The following is an 18,870-nucleotide window of genomic DNA, read 5'->3' as shown; positions in this document are numbered from 1 at the left end:
GCACCTCGGTAGCGTCGCTGGTCGTGGACAGCGAGCACATCCCCGCCGGTGAGGTCGTAGAGACATCCAGGGCCGGTTCTTCCCTCGACCTGCCCGATCTTGCGCCGCAGATTCTCGAACGGATCGGCGCCTCGGTGGCCTCGGCCCGCTCCGCTGGGACCCGCCGCACCTACGCCTCGGCGTGGCGGAAGTTCACCACCTGGTGCCGAAGCGAAGGACATCAGGTGTTGCCGGCGCATCCGGTGACCGTCGCCGCCTATCTGGTGGCCGCGGCTGACACCCTCACCCCCGGCGGCACGCGTGCCTACGCCCCGGCCACGCTGGCGCATCACCTCGCGGCGATCGCGCATCATCACCGCGAGGCGGGACACGCCAGTCCCACCGGCGATGACCTGGTGCGCCGGACGATGTCCGGGATCCGCCGGGACTACGCCACCGCCGGGGACCGGCCCCGGGCTCCGCGGGCCCCGCTGCTGACCGCCGATGTGCTCACCATCGTCGAGCGGGCCCGGACGGGCTGTGCAGGCTGGGCCGATGAGGTCCTCGAACGCCGCGACACCGCGATCGTGCTGCTCGGGTTCGCCGGGGCGTTCCGCCGCAGCGAACTCGTCGCCCTGACCTGCGGGGACATCTCGCTGCACCGGCTCGACGGGCTGCACATCCGCCTGCGCAAATCCAAGACCGATCAGGAGGGCCGCGGCACCATCCGCGCCCTGCCCTTCACCCACGGTCATCTCAGTTGTCCGCCGTGTGCGTGGATGCGGTGGGCGCAGATCGTCGCCGCCTACGACAGCGGTGGGCGTCCCGCGGTGATCCGGTTGCTGCGCACCACGCAACCCTTCGAGTCCCATGTGTGCCGGGGACCGCGTCCGCGTACCGCCTCTGATGCACCGTTGCTGCGGTCGATCCGCCGCAACGGCAACCTCTCCGAAACCGCCTTGTCGGGGGCGGCGGTGCACAAGGCGATCCGCCGCCGCGCCGAGCAGGCCGGCTACGACCCCGAGCTCGTGCAACAGTTGGGTGGGCATTCGCTGCGGGCCGGGTTCGTCACCCAAGCGTTCCGCAACGGGGCGTCCGCGCACGCGATCATGCGCCAGACCGGGCACAGCACTCCGGCGATGCTCGAGGTCTACGCCCGCGAGAATGCCCCGTTGATCGGCAACGCTGTCACGAATTTGGGTTTGTAGCACCGTGACCACCACACCCCCTCTGACCGACCACTCGATATCGCTGGCGGGGCTGCGAATCCCAGAGCGGTATCGGCACGACTGGGCGTTGTTCGCCGACTGGTGCCTCGCTGCCGACCGGCGGCCGATCCCCGCCGCCCCGCAGACGTTGGCGGTGTTCGTGCGCGAGCATCCGGCGGCGATAGCGACGCAGCGGCGCCGACTGTCGGCGATCAACACCGTCCACACCCGGCACGGCTACCCACCGCCCGGGCGCACCGAGACGGTGCGCCGCCACCTCGACACCACCCGCGGCCGGCGATCCGATCGACTCGCACCGATCCTGCTGCGCACCGCCGCCGCGTTGCCGACCGAGGGCTGGCCCAGTGGACTGTTCGGCCGCCGCGACGCGCTGCTGCTCGTGCTCGCCGCCACCGGCCTGAGCTTTGCCGACATCACCCGGCTGCGCCGCCGCGACATCCGCATCGACGACGGGGCCCTCGAGGTCACCACCCGAGCCGGGGAACGCGTACGCCTTACACCCGAACCCGGCGCTGCGGACCCCTGGGGGTGGCGATCTACCGGCGGTGGGCGCACATCCAGGCGTTTCTCGACGAGAATCCCGGCACGCATCTGCTGCGCCATTACCTCACCGACCCGGTCGACATCCATATCGGTCCGCTCACCGCCGAGCAGGGCCGCCAACCGCTGGTGTGTCCGATCGACCGCTGGGGACACCTGCCTCATGCCCACGCGATGACCGCCCAGTCGATCTCGGCGCTGGTACGCGCTCACCTGTCCGGCCGCGCCCCCAACCGTCCGACACTGCCGGTGGTCCCGCCGGACACCGACGAGGCAAGGGTCGAACCCGAGGTGGTTCTCGACCCGGATTACTACGAACGCGGGATCGCTGCTCGCCGTCGCGATCATCAGGACCTCGAGGACCTCGCCGATACCTTCGACGAGATCGAACAGCGCGCCGATGCCCTGTTCGACGACCTGCTCTCCGTACTCGAAGACCTGTAGCCGTAGCTGCACGACGGTGCTCGCCGGCCCCGACAGGGGCAAGTAATGCAAGCAATCCCAGCGGCTCTGTTGCAAAGATTGGCGGCAGTCAGAGGTAGGCTGTCGCTCTGCGCCGATCAGGCGGCTGCTGCGAAATGGTGGTTGAGCATGCCCATGGCCTCCGTCAGCGCCGAGGGCCCAATGCCAAAAGCTCTCTCCACAAGGCGCACCTCGCCCCTGATGCCGGGCTGCAGGCACCAGGGGCGAGCCTGTCCTTTGCGCAGGGCTCGCATGACTTCGAATCCCTTGATCGTGGCATAGGCCGTGGGGATCGATTTGAAACCGCGCACCGGCTTGATCAGTATCTTGAGCTTTCCGTGATCGGCCTCGATCACGTTATTGAGATACTTCACCTGCCGGTGGGCCGTCTCCCGGTCCAGCTTTCCTTCGCGCTTCAATTCGGTGATCGCTGCACCATAGCTCGGCGCTTTGTCGGTATTGAGCGTGGCAGGCTTTTCCCAGTGCTTCAGGCCTCGCAGGGCCTTGCCCAGGAACCGCTTCGCTGCCTTGGCGCTGCGGGTCGGCGACAGGTAGAAATCGATCGTGTCGCCCCGCTTGTCGACTGCCCGGTACAGGTAGGTCCACTTGCCCCGCACCTTGACGTAGGTTTCATCCAGGCGCCAGCTCGGATCAAAGCCACGCCGCCAGAACCAGCGCAGCCGCTTCTCCATCTCCGGGGCGTAGCACTGGACCCAGCGATAGATCGTCGTATGGTCGACCGAAATGCCGCGTTCCGCCAGCATTTCCTCAAGGTCGCGATAGCTGATCGGATAGCGACAATACCAGCGCACCGCCCACAGGATCACATCACCCTGGAAATGGCGCCACTTGAAATCCGTCATCGTTCCGTCCGTCCAATCTCCGCCAAGCATGCTCAAGCTTCACGATTTTTGCAACAGAGCCCGGCCAAGGACGACGACCGCGAGCCAACCCCGTAGGGTCGGCAAAGTAGTTGCGTTTCGATCGGGTAGTTTCTGCGGTTCCCAGATTACGGGCTCAAGGGTCGTTCGTGCTGTCCGCACAGGCCTCAGTCAACCTGCGTCTCGATGCAGTAGCGTCGCAGTTCTGCGATCATCGAGGTCTTGGGGGTGCTGACGAAGCGGAACGCATGGCTGAAACGGACGCGCATTCCTCCAGCCTCGAGGTAGCCGTCGCAGGAAGCGCGTCGTCCGTGGGTGACGACAGAAATGACCTCCACCCGCTCGGGAGAACGGCGGGCGCACCTCTCGGGCTGCACTGGGGCCGCTGTGTGTGGATTTCTCGATGAGCGTCCAGCTCATGTCATCGGCAAGCCACTCGGAGAGGGCCTCCAGCTCTCCCTTGGCCCGGTTCACAACCAAGTCTCCGTCGACGCACTTCCGTGAAGACTCATGGTGCTATGGCTCGATCCGATGCGCCCGGCCCTTCTCCGCGATCGGCACGCACATTTCGATGGGTCTATCAGGCTCCCAGCTGACCTGTCCTTGGTAGATGATGCCGAGTTTCCCGGTGGCGCCGTCTCGCTAGTCGGCCATGGCGAAGCAGTGTCGCCGCCGTGTTGCTCCTGCTCACGTCTCACAACTCACATCGAGTCGCCGCTCGCCCAAGAGCCGAACTTCGGGGACGCTGCTGTACCACGCATGATGAGAATCACGCAGGGCACGTAGAGTGCTGCGGCGCAGAGCCAGAGGAAGCCGTCGGCGTTGATGTAAGTGAGCGCGAAGATCGTTGTGAAAGCGACCGGTCCGAAGATCGATGTGACGCTGTTGATGCTGGCGAGCACACCCTGGAGGCGCCCTTGGTGCTGTTCATCGACGCGCTGGGAGAGAAGGGTTTGCAGAGCGGGGAGGCCGATGCCACCGATCCCCAGTGCCGCCAAGATAGGTGCCATGGAAAATGCGTCAGTGACAATCGCCAGGCCTACGAGACCCAAGGCGTCGGTAATACACCCGATGATGACTGTTTTTGCCTCACCGATCCACTCCACGATGCGGCCAGTAAGGAGGGCCTGCACGAGAACCTGTACGATCCCGAAAACGGACAGGGAGATTCCAACTTCGACGGGACTCCAGTCGAGGCGGTGTTCAGTAAACAGCACCCAGGTCGCACCTGGAGCCTGCCCAATGAATTGAACAAGGCCGAATGCGATTAATAGGAAGGTAATCCCAGGCACCGCGCTGAGGCCGGGGCGACCACGATGCTGAGCGAGCGACGCAGAGCGCGCAGGGGAATCAGGACGGGTCTCGCGTAACAGGATAAAGGTGAGTGCCAGATTGCTCGCTGAGAGAAGAGCAGCGAGCAAAAACGGCAGATGTGGCGAGATGGCACCGAACAGTCCACCCATGGCTGGCCCCGCGATCATTCCGCCGCCATAGCAGGCACTGAGTAAACCGAAACGCTTGGCGCGCTGGTGGGGTGGCGTGATGTCGGCGATCACGGTGGCGGTGACCGCATTGGTCGCTCCGGTTATCCCAGCCACTGCGCGGGCGATATAGAACACCGACAGAGCGGACGTCGTGGCGAGCACGAGATAGTCGACGGTCGCACCGGCCAGGGAAACAAGCAGCACCCGGCGGCGGCCGAATCGGTCCGACAGCGTTCCCAGTACGGGGGCAAAGATGAACTGCATTACCGCGTAGAGCGCGATCAGCACTCCGACGTTCAGCGGAACCGCATCAGCGGTGACCCCTGCCTCGTGTAGCAGTGCGGGAAGAATCGGCATCACCAGGCCCATGCCGGCGGCGTCGAGGCTAGCCGTGATGAGGACCGTGGCCAACGAGCCACGAGCGGAAGTGAGAGATGACACCTTATCAACGATAAAGTTATCGATGATAAAGTGCAAGCATGGCTCAGAAACAAGCGCGACTCGATCGTGCAGCAGTCTTGCGCGGTGCGAGGCATGTGCTCAATAACACGGGGATCGACGGTTTCACCACACGGGCGCTGGCTGCGCATCTGCGGGTGCAGCAGCCAGCGCTCTACTGGCACTTTCGGACAAAGGCCCACCTGCTCGGATCGCTCGCAGCTGATGTGCTTGATCGCGAACACCACGCCTCACTCCCAGAGTCAGGGGAGCGCTGGGACGACTTTCTCCTGCGCAACGCGCGGAGCTTCCGGACAGCGCTTCTGGCAGTCCGGGATGGAGCACGGCTGCACGCAGAGTTTCACCGTCAAAAGAGTGACCAGATGCCAGCGGGCTCGGATGCCCCCGAAAGTCAGATCGAGTTTCTCGTGTCCGAAGGATTCGCTGAGGGCTCTGCGGTCCGAGCTCTCATGGCTATCAGCCGCTATACGGTCGGTTTCGTACTAGAAGAACAAACAGCGCTCGACAACGGATGTGAGCCTGTCGATCAAGACCTAGATTTCGAGTTCGGGTTAGTTGCAATGGTTGAAGGGCTGGCATCAAAGCGATGAGGGATGCTCGCACTTTGGGTCTCTGCGTCAGTAAGGTCAATCCTTTCCCGCTCCCGCAGCACCTCCTCCGCGATACTGACGATTCGCTCATGGCTACGGGGCTCACAAACGAGCAAATCAGGGACCGTGTGCATGTCGCGTCGCGATCGCGGAACGGCACATCAGCAGCATCTTCACCATGCTCGACCTTAACGAGCGCACAGGGAACAAGCGCGTCATCGCCGTCCTCGAGTACCTCAAGAACTAAGCGTCGAGTGCGCGACCGGCGCGATGACCATAGGTAACGGCGGTTTAGCATCGGTGCCGCATCTTGACACGACTCAATCCGCGACAGCTAACCTCCGCATATGGAGTTCGACGGAATGGAGATCCCCGACGATATCGAGGTCACGGTCTGGGGGAGCAACGAGCACCGGCTCTGTAACGTCTGCCGCGCAGAATGCGACCCCGAGCCGAGCGGCGCCGACGGGTACGGCGTGCGAATCATCTACGTCTGCCGCGACCACGGACTCCAATCCGTCGTGGACCCATTCGAGCATCTCCGTTGAAGCGCGCTCTTCGCTATCTCCCTGCATTGACGCAAAGGCTCTGTTGCAAAGATTGGCGGCAGTCAGAGGTAGGCTGTCGCTCTGCGCCGATCAGGCGGCTGCTGCGAAATGGTGGTTGAGCATGCCCATGGCCTCCGTCAGCGCCGAGGGCCCAATGCCAAAAGCTCTCTCCACAAGGCGCACCTCGCCCCTGATGCCGGGCTGCAGGCACCAGGGGCGAGCCTGTCCTTTGCGCAGGGCTCGCATGACTTCGAATCCCTTGATCGTGGCATAGGCCGTGGGGATCGATTTGAAACCGCGCACCGGCTTGATCAGTATCTTGAGCTTTCCGTGATCGGCCTCGATCACGTTATTGAGATACTTCACCTGCCGGTGGGCCGTCTCCCGGTCCAGCTTTCCTTCGCGCTTCAATTCGGTGATCGCTGCACCATAGCTCGGCGCTTTGTCGGTATTGAGCGTGGCAGGCTTTTCCCAGTGCTTCAGGCCTCGCAGGGCCTTGCCCAGGAACCGCTTCGCTGCCTTGGCGCTGCGGGTCGGCGACAGGTAGAAATCGATCGTGTCGCCCCGCTTGTCGACTGCCCGGTACAGGTAGGTCCACTTGCCCCGCACCTTGACGTAGGTTTCATCCAGGCGCCAGCTCGGATCAAAGCCACGCCGCCAGAACCAGCGCAGCCGCTTCTCCATCTCCGGGGCGTAGCACTGGACCCAGCGATAGATCGTCGTATGGTCGACCGAAATGCCGCGTTCCGCCAGCATTTCCTCAAGGTCGCGATAGCTGATCGGATAGCGACAATACCAGCGCACCGCCCACAGGATCACATCACCCTGGAAATGGCGCCACTTGAAATCCGTCATCGTTCCGTCCGTCCAATCTCCGCCAAGCATGCTCAAGCTTCACGATTTTTGCAACAGAGCCCGCAAGGCTTCTTGCCTGTCCACACAATGCGCCGCTGTTAGCACTCGGTTGCCTTCGATGACGAAACCGCCGCATATAGTTTGATGCTGTCGCTTTGCGTCTTGTTTTGCCCAGCCTTTTTGCCAGGCGCGGTAGTGCGTCAATGCTGCTGTGGCAGCGTTTTGTTGAACGCCAGGAATAAGCCAGGCCGGACTGTTTTCAGCAAAGCCGTAGGGCTGCTCGATTGCTGACAAAGCAATAACAGACGGCATTGTATTTTCAGCCAGTGTTGGCCAATCCGGTGCAAGGTAGGGTCTGGTATCGGGTGGCAGTGTGCCGCGCTGGACGCTCTGGCCGCTGATTGAATTGTCGGACAATATGCGCTGCTCACGCCGATAGTCTTGTATTCGTTCTTCTGTGCTATCCAGGGCACGAGCATTTGCAGCGGTCGTACCCAACGCATAACTGGCCAGGAGTGACGGGCACTGGCTGGCAATGTCTAGCAACGGCAGGCATTTCGGCTGAGGGTAAAAGAACTTTCCGCTAAGCGATAGACTGTATGTAAACACAGTATTGCAAGGACGCGGAACATGCCTCATGTGGCGGCCAGGACGGCCAGCCGGGATCGGGATACTGGTCGTTACCAGAGCCACCGACCCGAGCAAACCCTTCTCTATCAGATCGTTGACGAGTATTACCCGGCATTCGCTGCGCTTATGGCAGAGCAGGGAAAGGAATTGCCGGGCTATGTGCAACGGGAATTTGAAGAATTTCTCCAATGCGGGCGGCTGGAGCATGGCTTTCTACGGGTTCGCTGCGAGTCTTGCCACGCCGAGCACCTGGTCGCTTTCAGCTGTAAGCGTCGCGGTTTCTGCCCGAGCTGTGGGGCGCGGCGGATGGCCGAAAGTGCCGCCTTGCTGGTTGATGAAGTACTGCCTGAACGGCACTGTTGCAAATAGTCGGTGGTGATAAACTTATCATCCCCTTTTGCTGATGGAGCTGCACATGAACCCATTCAAAGGCCGGCATTTTCAGCGTGACATCATTCTGTGGGCCGTACGCTGGTACTGCAAATACGGCATCAGTTACCGTGAGCTGCAGGAGATGCTGGCTGAACGCGGAGTGAATGTCGATCACTCCACGATTTACCGCTGGGTTCAGCGTTATGCGCCTGAAATGGAAAAACGGCTGCGCTGGTACTGGCGTAACCCTTCCGATCTTTGCCCGTGGCACATGGATGAAACCTACGTGAAGGTCAATGGCCGCTGGGCGTATCTGTACCGGGCCGTCGACAGCCGGGGCCGCACTGTCGATTTTTATCTCTCCTCCCGTCGTAACAGCAAAGCTGCATACCGGTTTCTGGGTAAAATCCTCAACAACGTGAAGAAGTGGCAGATCCCGCGATTCATCAACACGGATAAAGCGCCCGCCTATGGTCGCGCGCTTGCTCTGCTCAAACGCGAAGGCCGGTGCCCGTCTGACGTTGAACACCGACAGATTAAGTACCGGAACAACGTGATTGAATGCGATCATGGCAAACTGAAACGGATAATCGGCGCCACGCTGGGATTTAAATCCATGAAGACGGCTTACGCCACCATCAAAGGTATTGAGGTGATGCGTGCACTACGCAAAGGCCAGGCCTCAGCATTTTATTATGGTGATCCCCTGGGCGAAATGCGCCTGGTAAGCAGAGTTTTTGAAATGTAAGGCCTTTGAATAAGACAAAAGGCTGCCTCATCGCTAACTTTGCAACAGTGCCATTTTAAGCGTTATGCTAAGCCCAGGAAGCCGCAGGATCTTTTGAACCACAACTGCATTAACGTCCGCTATTCTGATACGAGTGGATTGTACGCCTGGGAATTCGAGAAAGATGCTCAGAAATTCAGTCTGAAAGTCAAAGGGCAATATATTGCGAACAGCACGATTCATCAGCTCGATGCAGCATTAGACGGGCTGGGGATTGCCTATATTCCCGAGTATGTTGCAGATGGATATATCAAAAGCGGCAAGCTGATTGCTGTTCTGACCGAGTGGTGTCCATATTTTGACGGCTACCATATTTATTATCCTCACCGCCGACAGGATTCTCCTGCGTTTATGGCTTTTCTGCAAGTTTTGCGTGACAGGTACAATAATGGAATAAGATAAATTTATGAGTAAAGGATTATGTCCACGATAAGCACCTGGGTCGATTCCTGGGAGGCGGCCATGAGGGTAGGGAAGCGCCGTCCCGTCAAGTCAGCGTAATGCTCTGCCAGTGTTACAACCAATTAACCAATTCTGATTAGAAAAACTCATCGAGCATCAAATGAAACTGCAATTTATTCATATCAGGATTATCAATACCATATTTTTGAAAAAGCCGTTTCTGTAATGAAGGAGAAAACTCACCGAGGCAGTTCCATAGGATGGCAAGATCCTGGTATCGGTCTGCGATTCCGACTCGTCCAACATCAATACAACCTATTAATTTCCCCTCGTCAAAAATAAGGTTATCAAGTGAGAAATCACCATGAGTGACGACTGAATCCGGTGAGAATGGCAAAAGCTTATGCATTTCTTTCCAGACTTGTTCAACAGGCCAGCCATTACGCTCGTCATCAAAATCACTCGCATCAACCAAACCGTTATTCATTCGTGATTGCGCCTGAGCGAGACGAAATGCGCGATCGCTGTTAAAAGGACAATTACAAACAGGAATCGAATGCAACCGGCGCAGGAACGCTGCCAGCGCATCAACAATATTTTCACCTGAATCAGGATATTCTTCTAATACCTGGAATGCTGTTTTCCCGGGGATCGCAGTGGTGAGTAACCATGCATCATCAGGAGTACGGATAAAATGCTTGATGGTCGGAAGAGGCATAAATGCCGTCAGCCAGTTTAGTCTGACCATCTCATCTGTAACATCATTGGCAACGCTACCTTTGCCATGTTTCAGAAACAACTCTGGCGCATCGGGCTTCCCATACAATCGATAGATTGTCGCACCTGATTGCCCGACATTATCGCGAGCCCATCTATACCCATATAAATCAGCATCCAGGTTGGAATTTAATCGCGGCCTCGAGCAAGACGTTTCCCGTTGAATATGGCTCATAACACCCCTTGTATTACTGTTTATGTAAGCAGACAGTTTTATTGTTCATGATGATATATTTTTATCGGCACTGTTGCAAATAGTCGGTGGTGAGGCTCTGTTGCAAAGATTGGCGGCAGTCAGAGGTAGGCTGTCGCTCTGCGCCGATCAGGCGGCTGCTGCGAAATGGTGGTTGAGCATGCCCATGGCCTCCGTCAGCGCCGAGGGCCCAATGCCAAAAGCTCTCTCCACAAGGCGCACCTCGCCCCTGATGCCGGGCTGCAGGCACCAGGGGCGAGCCTGTCCTTTGCGCAGGGCTCGCATGACTTCGAATCCCTTGATCGTGGCATAGGCCGTGGGGATCGATTTGAAACCGCGCACCGGCTTGATCAGTATCTTGAGCTTTCCGTGATCGGCCTCGATCACGTTATTGAGATACTTCACCTGCCGGTGGGCCGTCTCCCGGTCCAGCTTTCCTTCGCGCTTCAATTCGGTGATCGCTGCACCATAGCTCGGCGCTTTGTCGGTATTGAGCGTGGCAGGCTTTTCCCAGTGCTTCAGGCCTCGCAGGGCCTTGCCCAGGAACCGCTTCGCTGCCTTGGCGCTGCGGGTCGGCGACAGGTAGAAATCGATCGTGTCGCCCCGCTTGTCGACTGCCCGGTACAGGTAGGTCCACTTGCCCCGCACCTTGACGTAGGTTTCATCCAGGCGCCAGCTCGGATCAAAGCCACGCCGCCAGAACCAGCGCAGCCGCTTCTCCATCTCCGGGGCGTAGCACTGGACCCAGCGATAGATCGTCGTATGGTCGACCGAAATGCCGCGTTCCGCCAGCATTTCCTCAAGGTCGCGATAGCTGATCGGATAGCGACAATACCAGCGCACCGCCCACAGGATCACATCACCCTGGAAATGGCGCCACTTGAAATCCGTCATCGTTCCGTCCGTCCAATCTCCGCCAAGCATGCTCAAGCTTCACGATTTTTGCAACAGAGCCCACACGAGTATTGAGCATAGTCGAGATTGGTGCAGATCACTTCTGATATTGAACTGTCAGGAGCTGGCTGCACAACAGCCATTACGCCCAATCAACTGGTGCAGTCGTCTTCTGAAAATGACATTTGGTATCTCTCATAAACGGATGTTTTTGAGAGAACTATCTTCGGCCTTCACACGCACGAAAGGCGGCGAAGCTCCGCCGTTAATCCGTCCGCCGGAGATCTCGCCCAGGCAGGCTGAAGGCCGAGCAAGCCTGACAGGCCCGAAAAGCCCGGCACGGGCGTCGGCGGCGATGACGGCGGCGGCATTATCCAGGGTTGATGATGGAAGTGGAGGATATCGACAACCTCTCGCGCAACCAAGACATCGCGGTCGGACTGCAAGTGATCTTGAAGCCACGGGCCCGTCCCACCCCGACATGGACCTCGATGCCCGAACGGACGTTAGATTTCGAGTTCTAGGCGTTCTGCGATGAAGGTTGGATCCCAGCCGGGATTGAAAGTGTCGACGTGGGTGAATCCGAGCCGCTCGTATAGGCCACGCAGGTTCGGGTGGCAGTCGAGCCGCAGCTTGGCGCACCCCTGCGTTCGCGCGGCATGGCGGCAAGCCTCGATCAGCGCGGAGCTGACACCCCGGCCCGCATGTGTCCGTCGCACCGCGAGCTTGTGCAGATATGCGGCCTCCCCCTTGAGGGCGTCGGGCCAGAACTCGGGATCCTCGGCCGACAAGGTGCAACAGCCGACGATGCCGTCGCTGCAACTCGCGACTAGGAGCTCGGATCTCAGGACGAAGGTCTCCGCGAATGTCCGGTCGATCCGCGCGACGTCCCAGGCGGGCGTTCCCTTGGCGGACATCCACGCCGCAGCGTCGTGCATCAGCCGCACAACCTCGTCGATATCACCCGAGCAGGCGACCCGAACGTTCGGAGGCTCCTCGCTGTCCATTCGCTCCCCTGGCGCGGTATGAACCGCCGCCTCATAGTGCAGTTTGATCCTGACGAGCCCAGCATGTCTGCGCCCACCTTCGCGGAACCTGACCAGGGTCCGCTAGCGGGCGGCCGGAAGGTGAATGCTAGGCATGATCTAACCCTCGGTCTCTGGCGTCGCGACTGCGAAATTTCGCGAGGGTTTCCGAGAAGGTGATTGCGCTTCGCAGATCTCCAGGCGCGTGGGTGCGGACGTAGTCAGCGCCATTGCCGATCGCGTGAAGTTCCGCCGCAAGGCTCGCTGGACCCAGATCCTTTACAGGAAGGCCAACGGTGGCGCCCAAGAAGGATTTCCGCGACACCGAGACCAATAGCGGAAGCCCCAACGCCGACTTCAGCTTTTGAAGGTTCGACAGCACGTGCAGCGATGTTTCCGGTGCGGGGCTCAAGAAAAATCCCATCCCCGGATCGAGGATGAGCCGGTCGGCAGCGACCCCGCTCCGTCGCAAGGCGGAAACCCGCGCCTCGAAGAACCGCACAATCTCGTCGAGCGCGTCTTCGGGTCGAAGGTGACCGGTGCGGGTGGCGATGCCATCCCGCTGCGCTGAGTGCATAACCACCAGCCTGCAGTCCGCCTCAGCAATATCGGGATAGAGCGCAGGGTCAGGAAATCCTTGGATATCGTTCAGGTAGCCCACGCCGCGCTTGAGCGCATAGCGCTGGGTTTCCGGTTGGAAGCTGTCGATTGAAACACGGTGCATCTGATCGGACAGGGCGTCTAAGAGCGGCGCAATACGTCTGATCTCATCGGCCGGCGATACAGGCCTCGCGTCCGGATGGCTGGCGGCCGGTCCGACATCCACGACGTCTGATCCGACTCGCAGCATTTCGATCGCCGCGGTGACAGCGCCGGCGGGGTCTAGCCGCCGGCTCTCATCGAAGAAGGAGTCCTCGGTGAGATTCAGAATGCCGAACACCGTCACCATGGCGTCGGCCTCCGCAGCGACTTCCACGATGGGGATCGGGCGAGCAAAAAGGCAGCAATTATGAGCCCCATACCTACAAAGCCCCACGCATCAAGCTTTTGCCCATGAAGCAACCAGGCAATGGCTGTAATTATGACGACGCCGAGTCCCGACCAGACTGCATAAGCAACACCGACAGGGATGGATTTCAGAACCAGAGAAAGAAAATAAAATGCGATGCCATAACCGATTATGACAACGGCGGAAGGGGCAAGCTTAGTAAAGCCCTCGCTAGATTTTAATGCGGATGTTGCGATTACTTCGCCAACTATTGCGATAACAAGAAAAAGCCAGCCTTTCATGATATATCTCCCAATTTGTGTAGGGCTTATTATGCACGCTTAAAAATAATAAAAGCAGACTTGACCTGATAGTTTGGCTGTGAGCAATTATGTGCTTAGTGCATCTAACGCCTGAATTAAGCCGAGCCGCGAAGCGGCTTCGGCTTAAATGAATAGTTAGACGTTAGACGTTCTTGGCGCCATCGCAAATATGCGAAGTTTGAGATTTTCGCTTTTCGAGCAAATCAGCGACCGCAGACTTTGCATAGCCAATGAACGCCGAAGTCTCATCTGCACGCAAAGCAAGACTATCCTTGCAAAGCCCAAGATAGGCTTGCCGCGCCTCAACCAGTATTGGCTTATGCTCAGCTGGCAAGCGCTCTAAAACCCATTCGGCGGCCACATCCTTGGGGACGATTCCTCCAGTTTCAGTGCTATACCAGATCCGAGCTAACGTGAGTACGATGTTCCGCTCCTCATTTTCCCAATCCTCATGAGTATTCCACAGCTTAAGGGTATCGGAAAGCACCTGGAGAAAGTCATGCTCTGGCACCGGCATGAAGACTTTTTGAGCCACTGGACCTACTAAAGCGATGCTGTGTTGCCTAGCTTTCGTTATTAGAATTGCAAGGTCGGCGTCCAAGGCGGCTGGCTCGAAGACACCTTCAAGAATATCCTCCCGCAGCCACTCCCCGAACTGCAGTTCTCGTCGTGCCGGATAACGCCAAGGCACTACTTCGTTGCATGCAACAACAGTTACCTCTAGCGGCCGGAGTATTGAGCTTTCGCATGGTGGTGCCGAGATATTCAAGAAATCGAGCATCAGGGAGCGTCTGGTAGCTTCATCCAAGCGTGCATCCACGGTAACCAGCAGATCAATGTCGCTATATGGTTTGAGGCCACCATCAATTGCAGAACCATACAAGTGTATGGCTTTCAGCGTTGATGCCAAATGGCGTTTAATTACATCGCGTGCCTGTGAAAGCTGTCTTGAGATTCCGGTGTGTATAGAGTTGCTCATCATGTCTAACTTTGTTTTAGGGCGACTGCCCTGCTGCGTAACATCGTTGCTGCTCCATAACATCAAACATCGACCCACGGCGTAACGCGCTTGCTGCTTGGATGCCCGAGGCATAGACTGTACAACAAAACAGTCATAACAAGCCATGAAAACCAGCACTGCACCGTTACCACCGCTGCGTTCGGTCAAGGTTCTGGACCAGTTGCGTGAGCGCATACGCTACTTGCATTATAGCTTACGAACCGAACAGGCGTATGTCCACTGGGTTCGTGCCTTCATCCGTTTCCACGGTGTGCGTCACCCGGCAACCTTGGGCAGCAGCGAAGTCGAGGCATTTCTGTCCTGGCTGGCGAACGAGCGCAAGGTTTCGGTCTCCACGCATCGTCAGGCATTGGCGGCCTTGCTGTTCTTCTACGGCAAGGTGCTGTGCACGGATCTGCCCTGGCTTCAGGAGATCGGAAGACCTCGGCCGTCGCGGCGCTTGCCGGTGGTGCTGACCCCGGATGAAGTGGTTCGCATCCTCGGTTTTCTGGAAGGCGAGCATCGTTTGTTCGCCCAGCTTCTGTATGGAACGGGCATGCGGATCAGTGAGGGTTTGCAACTGCGGGTCAAGGATCTGGATTTCGATCACGGCACGATCATCGTGCGGGAGGGCAAGGGCTCCAAGGATCGGGCCTTGATGTTACCCGAGAGCTTGGCACCCAGCCTGCGCGAGCAGCTGTCGCGTGCACGGGCATGGTGGCTGAAGGACCAGGCCGAGGGCCGCAGCGGCGTTGCGCTTCCCGACGCCCTTGAGCGGAAGTATCCGCGCGCCGGGCATTCCTGGCCGTGGTTCTGGGTTTTTGCGCAGCACACGCATTCGACCGATCCACGGAGCGGTGTCGTGCGTCGCCATCACATGTATGACCAGACCTTTCAGCGCGCCTTCAAACGTGCCGTAGAACAAGCAGGCATCACGAAGCCCGCCACACCGCACACCCTCCGCCACTCGTTCGCGACGGCCTTGCTCCGCAGCGGTTACGACATTCGAACCGTGCAGGATCTGCTCGGCCATTCCGACGTCTCTACGACGGCTCTGTTGCAAAGATTGGCGGCAGTCAGAGGTAGGCTGTCGCTCTGCGCCGATCAGGCGGCTGCTGCGAAATGGTGGTTGAGCATGCCCATGGCCTCCGTCAGCGCCGAGGGCCCAATGCCAAAAGCTCTCTCCACAAGGCGCACCTCGCCCCTGATGCCGGGCTGCAGGCACCAGGGGCGAGCCTGTCCTTTGCGCAGGGCTCGCATGACTTCGAATCCCTTGATCGTGGCATAGGCCGTGGGGATCGATTTGAAACCGCGCACCGGCTTGATCAGTATCTTGAGCTTTCCGTGATCGGCCTCGATCACGTTATTGAGATACTTCACCTGCCGGTGGGCCGTCTCCCGGTCCAGCTTTCCTTCGCGCTTCAATTCGGTGATCGCTGCACCATAGCTCGGCGCTTTGTCGGTATTGAGCGTGGCAGGCTTTTCCCAGTGCTTCAGGCCTCGCAGGGCCTTGCCCAGGAACCGCTTCGCTGCCTTGGCGCTGCGGGTCGGCGACAGGTAGAAATCGATCGTGTCGCCCCGCTTGTCGACTGCCCGGTACAGGTAGGTCCACTTGCCCCGCACCTTGACGTAGGTTTCATCCAGGCGCCAGCTCGGATCAAAGCCACGCCGCCAGAACCAGCGCAGCCGCTTCTCCATCTCCGGGGCGTAGCACTGGACCCAGCGATAGATCGTCGTATGGTCGACCGAAATGCCGCGTTCCGCCAGCATTTCCTCAAGGTCGCGATAGCTGATCGGATAGCGACAATACCAGCGCACCGCCCACAGGATCACATCACCCTGGAAATGGCGCCACTTGAAATCCGTCATCGTTCCGTCCGTCCAATCTCCGCCAAGCATGCTCAAGCTTCACGATTTTTGCAACAGAGCCATCCCAGCAATACCGGCTGTGCCTGCACCTGGTTCGATCTGCGAGCACGCTGTCAACGACAGGATGAGCAGGGGTCCGGCCCGCGGTGTGACGTGGCGACCTCGCCGGCTCATCTCTTTCCTCACCTGTCGATCTCCCACTCCGGGTACCGTGCCGGAGGAAGAAAATCCGGGCGCCCGATCCGGATCGGGGAGACCGGATGATCATCATTGCGGTGAACCCGGATGACGGCGGGGTGCGCGATCCACTCACAGGCCCACAGCTCGGCCAGCCGGTGGACCGGAGGATCTGGTACCCGCTCGTCGTCGACAGTGACATGGACGGTGGTGTCGGGTGCCGCAGTACCGACGACCGCCCACCAGGTCGGATGTGGGGCATCGCCGGGAAAGACTTCGCCGAAGGCGGTCACCGCGGTGTAGTCCGGTTCGCTCCAGATTGACACGCCCTGTTGTTCGGCCTCGTAGAGGATCTCCAGTGCGTCCTCGGCGGCGACGAGATGCCTGCCGTCCTCCCGGCGCTGGAGCACCATCCGGGAGACGGGAAGGACGAGACGGTCGATGCGCATCGGGTTCCTCTCAAGGGTGGCAGGGGTGTTCACTCGAGGAAACCAGTGACCTGAACCCACCGCTCGATGGCCACAGACGGTGGCGCATCTTTTCCCCGGGGCAGTGTGCCTGTGCAGTCCCTGACCTGATGTTCTGCGTCGTGGACGGTGTCTTCGCCGGAACTGATTCGTCTCGCTACGAGCTGTCCGTTGTCCGTGTGCGAGCCGTCGTTCCCGGGCATCGTCGACACCACCGGAACCCGGCGGACCCCGTCCCGGAACTGTCGGCACCAGCGACGATTCGTGATCGTCTACGGGCCGGTAGGCAAAACATGCTGCACCGTCGTCGTCCGTTCCAACCGACGAATCGCTGAGATCGGGGCATCGCTGGGCAAGCCACACGCTGCCTCGTGGGGAAATGCCGGACGCACGGCCCGGCCGGCGGCATCGACCAGCCATACCGCGGGAAGACGAGCGGCGGACGCCGTGCAGTCGCTGAACCACGACTGAGGTCGCGAGGGCTGCGCGAACGCCATCAGAACACTCGACAGATCCCCGATCCAGTGTTCCTCGTCGACAGTGGCGACCCCGTTCACAGCGTCGTCCTCCGTCGTCGACTCGGTACAGGTGACCACCGCGATGGGACGAAATCCCGGTGGCAGCGAGCCGGCTTCGGGCGCATCATCGGCAGGAGCTGTCACCGACACCGGGTCGGGTAGGACCTGCCGCAGAATGTTCGGAGCCAGACAATTTGCACCGGACGCAATACCGCCGGGAGCCGGTTGCGGCAGCACCCGGAAATACTGGTCGTACAGGTGCGGTGCCGCGGCAACAGCCCCACCACGAAGACACCCGCGGCCACCCGGACAGTCAGCGAGGCCCTCACGCACGCCACCATAGGACCGAGAAGTGACGGCGTCCATCACAGCGGTGTGCTGCTGCTTTACACCGAAGCCGCACTCGAAGCACCAGCTCAGGGAACAACAGTGTTCTCGGAAGCCGGCACATGGTCTCCGCCGGCGTTGCAGAGCTGGCGGTACCCGTCGAGACAGTCCTGGGGGTGAAACGCCCCGGTCGAGGCGCCTACCGCAGTGTTGCCTCGACCGTGACGGTGAGCGTATCGGTGGGATCCGCAGTGTCGACGGTGATCACCGGTGTGCTGGTGCGGGTACCGATGAACGTCTGGGCCAGGTGGTTGTCACTGGGATAGCTGAACACTTCGACGATCGCCGAGGCACCGGAGGGGAACAGATGAACCGGCGACCGGTCGGTCCAGATATCACCGGTGTCCACCCCACTGAGGTCTATCTGTAATAGGCACTTCCCGGAAACCGGGGCGGGAACATCGGTGCCGTCACGAAAAGCGATGTCCACGAACCGCGCGGACCAACCGATCGACCCGTCACCGCCGAAGGTCAAGGTGACCTTGTCCGCCTCCGAGTCAGTGCCTGGGCCGATGGTGACGGCGTCGAGCACGGGATAGACCACGCCCGCTGGAACCTCGCCGGGTGCCAGAGCTCGATCGGCTGGGGCATCGGTCGGCGGCACCGGCGTCGGATTTCCGACTCGAAGCGTCCCGGCGAACGATTCGACCCGCTGACAGGAGATTCCGGCTGCATCAGCGGTTGCCGCAGCGGGTTCATCGCCACCCCCGTCTGCTGCGCACCCGGTCGCCAGAACGCCGAGTGACAGGATGACTGCCGCACCTCGCACAGCGGACAGCATGGGCGCCACGACCTTCCAACGCCTCGGTGGGTGGGCAAGTGGACTTTAGCGTGAAGGCCCTATGCCGCGCAGGCGCGACGTTCTCGACGCGGTGGCCTAAAGAGTCCGGACTGTGCGCGTTCAGTTCAATGCCTCGCACATCGACCGCCCCTCCCTGCGAGTCCCGGATGCTTCCCTTTTCCGCGGAGAGCGCCCGCCGGAAGCGTCGGGCATGCCGGCTCGCAATCCCATGATCGCGTTCCTGATGATCTGT

The 18,870-nt window shown here is 59.9% G+C and carries 19 protein-coding genes and 3 pseudogenes; 8 read left to right on the top strand and 14 right to left on the bottom strand.

Going from position 1 to position 18,870, the window contains the following annotated elements; genetic code table 11:
- The first annotated feature begins 23 nt into the window (after positions 1 to 23).
- Positions 24 to 1,187 (top strand): site-specific integrase, encoded by a 1,164-nt coding sequence (locus AC0LPE_RS12635; RefSeq protein WP_372466175.1) that lies wholly within the window; start codon positions 24 to 26, stop codon positions 1,185 to 1,187.
- Positions 1,188 to 1,191: 4 nt separating this feature from the next.
- Positions 1,192 to 2,192, top strand: a pseudogene (locus AC0LPE_RS12630) (hypothetical protein).
- A gap of 116 nt (positions 2,193 to 2,308) precedes the next feature.
- Here AC0LPE_RS12630 and AC0LPE_RS12625 read toward each other — a convergent pair.
- Positions 2,309 to 3,073, bottom strand: coding sequence for an IS6-like element IS6100 family transposase (locus AC0LPE_RS12625; protein WP_001389365.1), 765 nt, complete (start codon positions 3,071 to 3,073; stop codon positions 2,309 to 2,311).
- Positions 3,074 to 3,792: 719 nt separating this feature from the next.
- Positions 3,793 to 5,016, bottom strand: coding sequence for a tetracycline efflux MFS transporter Tet(33) (tet(33), locus tag AC0LPE_RS12620; RefSeq protein ID WP_010991840.1), 1,224 nt, complete (start codon positions 5,014 to 5,016; stop codon positions 3,793 to 3,795).
- A 38-nt stretch (positions 5,017 to 5,054) separates the two neighbouring features.
- On the opposite strand from tet(33), the gene AC0LPE_RS12615 reads away from it, so the two are divergent.
- Together AC0LPE_RS12615 and AC0LPE_RS12610 are read left to right on the top strand one after the other, a co-directional pair.
- Positions 5,055 to 5,624, top strand: a complete 570-nt coding sequence (locus tag AC0LPE_RS12615) for a TetR/AcrR family transcriptional regulator C-terminal domain-containing protein (RefSeq protein ID WP_005882738.1) — start codon at positions 5,055 to 5,057, stop codon at positions 5,622 to 5,624.
- Between the two features lie 347 nt (positions 5,625 to 5,971).
- Complete coding sequence (locus AC0LPE_RS12610; protein ID WP_069408167.1) at positions 5,972 to 6,172, top strand: hypothetical protein; 201 nt, start codon at positions 5,972 to 5,974, stop codon at positions 6,170 to 6,172.
- 90 nt (positions 6,173 to 6,262) lie between these two features.
- On the opposite strand, the gene AC0LPE_RS12605 is transcribed toward AC0LPE_RS12610, so the two are convergent.
- Positions 6,263 to 7,027, bottom strand: coding sequence for an IS6-like element IS6100 family transposase (locus AC0LPE_RS12605; RefSeq protein WP_001389365.1), 765 nt, complete (start codon positions 7,025 to 7,027; stop codon positions 6,263 to 6,265).
- Between the two features lie 39 nt (positions 7,028 to 7,066).
- Complete coding sequence (locus AC0LPE_RS12600; protein WP_490606349.1) at positions 7,067 to 7,339, bottom strand: trypsin-like serine protease; 273 nt, start codon at positions 7,337 to 7,339, stop codon at positions 7,067 to 7,069.
- 318 nt (positions 7,340 to 7,657) lie between these two features.
- Between AC0LPE_RS12600 and AC0LPE_RS12595 the strand changes: the two are divergent.
- The 3 genes and pseudogenes from AC0LPE_RS12595 to AC0LPE_RS12585 all read left to right on the top strand — a co-directional run.
- Positions 7,658 to 8,011: pseudogene (locus tag AC0LPE_RS12595) on the top strand (transposase zinc-binding domain-containing protein); the annotation flags it as partial.
- A gap of 61 nt (positions 8,012 to 8,072) precedes the next feature.
- Positions 8,073 to 8,777 carry an IS6-like element IS26 family transposase gene (locus AC0LPE_RS12590; RefSeq protein WP_001067855.1) on the top strand — a complete coding sequence of 235 codons (705 nt, stop codon included), beginning with the start codon at positions 8,073 to 8,075 and terminating at the stop codon, positions 8,775 to 8,777.
- A 39-nt stretch (positions 8,778 to 8,816) separates the two neighbouring features.
- The gene (locus AC0LPE_RS12585; protein ID WP_001183556.1) at positions 8,817 to 9,218 is read left to right on the top strand and encodes a LysR substrate-binding domain-containing protein; all 402 of its coding nucleotides are present in this window, start codon (positions 8,817 to 8,819) and stop codon (positions 9,216 to 9,218) included.
- 136 nt (positions 9,219 to 9,354) lie between these two features.
- On the opposite strand, the gene aph(3')-Ia is transcribed toward AC0LPE_RS12585, so the two are convergent.
- The 6 genes from aph(3')-Ia to AC0LPE_RS12555 all read right to left on the bottom strand — a co-directional run bounded on the left by aph(3')-Ia (position 9,355) and on the right by AC0LPE_RS12555 (position 14,397).
- Positions 9,355 to 10,170, bottom strand: a complete 816-nt coding sequence (gene aph(3')-Ia, locus AC0LPE_RS12580) for an aminoglycoside O-phosphotransferase APH(3')-Ia (RefSeq protein WP_000018323.1) — start codon at positions 10,168 to 10,170, stop codon at positions 9,355 to 9,357.
- A 147-nt stretch (positions 10,171 to 10,317) separates the two neighbouring features.
- The gene (locus AC0LPE_RS12575; RefSeq protein WP_001389365.1) at positions 10,318 to 11,082 is read right to left on the bottom strand and encodes an IS6-like element IS6100 family transposase; all 765 of its coding nucleotides are present in this window, start codon (positions 11,080 to 11,082) and stop codon (positions 10,318 to 10,320) included.
- Positions 11,083 to 11,588: 506 nt separating this feature from the next.
- Positions 11,589 to 12,089, bottom strand: a complete 501-nt coding sequence (locus AC0LPE_RS12570; RefSeq protein WP_000376623.1) for a GNAT family N-acetyltransferase — start codon at positions 12,087 to 12,089, stop codon at positions 11,589 to 11,591.
- A gap of 127 nt (positions 12,090 to 12,216) precedes the next feature.
- Positions 12,217 to 13,056 (bottom strand): sulfonamide-resistant dihydropteroate synthase Sul1, encoded by an 840-nt coding sequence (gene sul1 / locus AC0LPE_RS12565; protein WP_000259031.1) that lies wholly within the window; start codon positions 13,054 to 13,056, stop codon positions 12,217 to 12,219.
- Positions 13,050 to 13,397, bottom strand: coding sequence for a quaternary ammonium compound efflux SMR transporter QacE delta 1 (locus AC0LPE_RS12560; RefSeq protein ID WP_000679427.1), 348 nt, complete (start codon positions 13,395 to 13,397; stop codon positions 13,050 to 13,052). Before AC0LPE_RS12560 ends, sul1 begins: the two co-directional genes overlap by 7 nt.
- A 163-nt stretch (positions 13,398 to 13,560) precedes the next feature.
- Entirely contained in the window at positions 13,561 to 14,397 is an 837-nt protein-coding gene (locus AC0LPE_RS12555) for an ANT(3'')-Ia family aminoglycoside nucleotidyltransferase AadA9 (RefSeq protein ID WP_010991842.1), read from the bottom strand.
- A gap of 145 nt (positions 14,398 to 14,542) precedes the next feature.
- Between AC0LPE_RS12555 and AC0LPE_RS12550 the strand changes: the two are divergent.
- Positions 14,543 to 15,502: pseudogene (locus AC0LPE_RS12550) on the top strand (integron integrase); the annotation flags it as partial.
- Between the two features lie 20 nt (positions 15,503 to 15,522).
- Here AC0LPE_RS12550 and AC0LPE_RS12545 read toward each other — a convergent pair.
- The 4 genes from AC0LPE_RS12545 to AC0LPE_RS12530 all read right to left on the bottom strand — a co-directional run bounded on the left by AC0LPE_RS12545 (position 15,523) and on the right by AC0LPE_RS12530 (position 18,617).
- A complete protein-coding gene (locus tag AC0LPE_RS12545; protein WP_001389365.1) occupies positions 15,523 to 16,287 on the bottom strand; it encodes an IS6-like element IS6100 family transposase in 765 nt (254 codons plus the stop codon).
- Positions 16,288 to 16,469: 182 nt separating this feature from the next.
- Positions 16,470 to 16,913, bottom strand: a complete 444-nt coding sequence (locus AC0LPE_RS12540) for a hypothetical protein (RefSeq protein WP_106202033.1) — start codon at positions 16,911 to 16,913, stop codon at positions 16,470 to 16,472.
- 290 nt (positions 16,914 to 17,203) lie between these two features.
- A complete protein-coding gene (locus AC0LPE_RS12535; protein ID WP_490604590.1) occupies positions 17,204 to 17,686 on the bottom strand; it encodes a hypothetical protein in 483 nt (160 codons plus the stop codon).
- A gap of 289 nt (positions 17,687 to 17,975) precedes the next feature.
- Positions 17,976 to 18,617 (bottom strand): AMIN-like domain-containing (lipo)protein, encoded by a 642-nt coding sequence (locus AC0LPE_RS12530; protein ID WP_226949896.1) that lies wholly within the window; start codon positions 18,615 to 18,617, stop codon positions 17,976 to 17,978.
- Positions 18,618 to 18,870: the final 253 nt, after the last annotated feature.

This window comes from Rhodococcus sp. S3 (assembly GCF_058211795.1).
Note: the sequence above shows the minus strand (reverse complement) of the source record. Positions and strands in the feature narration are given on the sequence as shown.

What these genes read in the sequence shown, in the direction of transcription:
- AC0LPE_RS12625 (WP_001389365.1), bottom strand. Translation starts at nt 3,073, where the DNA reads ATGACGGATTTCAAGTGGCGCCATTTCCAGGGTGATGTGATCCTGTGG.
- AC0LPE_RS12615 (WP_005882738.1), top strand. Translation starts at nt 5,055, where the DNA reads ATGGCTCAGAAACAAGCGCGACTCGATCGTGCAGCAGTCTTGCGCGGT.
- AC0LPE_RS12610 (WP_069408167.1), top strand. Translation starts at nt 5,972, where the DNA reads ATGGAGTTCGACGGAATGGAGATCCCCGACGATATCGAGGTCACGGTC.
- AC0LPE_RS12605 (WP_001389365.1), bottom strand. Translation starts at nt 7,027, where the DNA reads ATGACGGATTTCAAGTGGCGCCATTTCCAGGGTGATGTGATCCTGTGG.
- AC0LPE_RS12600 (WP_490606349.1), bottom strand. Translation starts at nt 7,339, where the DNA reads ATGCCGTCTGTTATTGCTTTGTCAGCAATCGAGCAGCCCTACGGCTTT.
- AC0LPE_RS12590 (WP_001067855.1), top strand. Translation starts at nt 8,073, where the DNA reads ATGAACCCATTCAAAGGCCGGCATTTTCAGCGTGACATCATTCTGTGG.
- AC0LPE_RS12575 (WP_001389365.1), bottom strand. Translation starts at nt 11,082, where the DNA reads ATGACGGATTTCAAGTGGCGCCATTTCCAGGGTGATGTGATCCTGTGG.
- AC0LPE_RS12570 (WP_000376623.1), bottom strand. Translation starts at nt 12,089, where the DNA reads ATGGACAGCGAGGAGCCTCCGAACGTTCGGGTCGCCTGCTCGGGTGAT.
- sul1 (WP_000259031.1), bottom strand. Translation starts at nt 13,056, where the DNA reads ATGGTGACGGTGTTCGGCATTCTGAATCTCACCGAGGACTCCTTCTTC.
- AC0LPE_RS12560 (WP_000679427.1), bottom strand. Translation starts at nt 13,397, where the DNA reads ATGAAAGGCTGGCTTTTTCTTGTTATCGCAATAGTTGGCGAAGTAATC.
- AC0LPE_RS12555 (WP_010991842.1), bottom strand. Translation starts at nt 14,397, where the DNA reads ATGAGCAACTCTATACACACCGGAATCTCAAGACAGCTTTCACAGGCA.
- AC0LPE_RS12545 (WP_001389365.1), bottom strand. Translation starts at nt 16,287, where the DNA reads ATGACGGATTTCAAGTGGCGCCATTTCCAGGGTGATGTGATCCTGTGG.
- AC0LPE_RS12540 (WP_106202033.1), bottom strand. Translation starts at nt 16,913, where the DNA reads ATGCGCATCGACCGTCTCGTCCTTCCCGTCTCCCGGATGGTGCTCCAG.
- AC0LPE_RS12530 (WP_226949896.1), bottom strand. Translation starts at nt 18,617, where the DNA reads ATGCTGTCCGCTGTGCGAGGTGCGGCAGTCATCCTGTCACTCGGCGTT.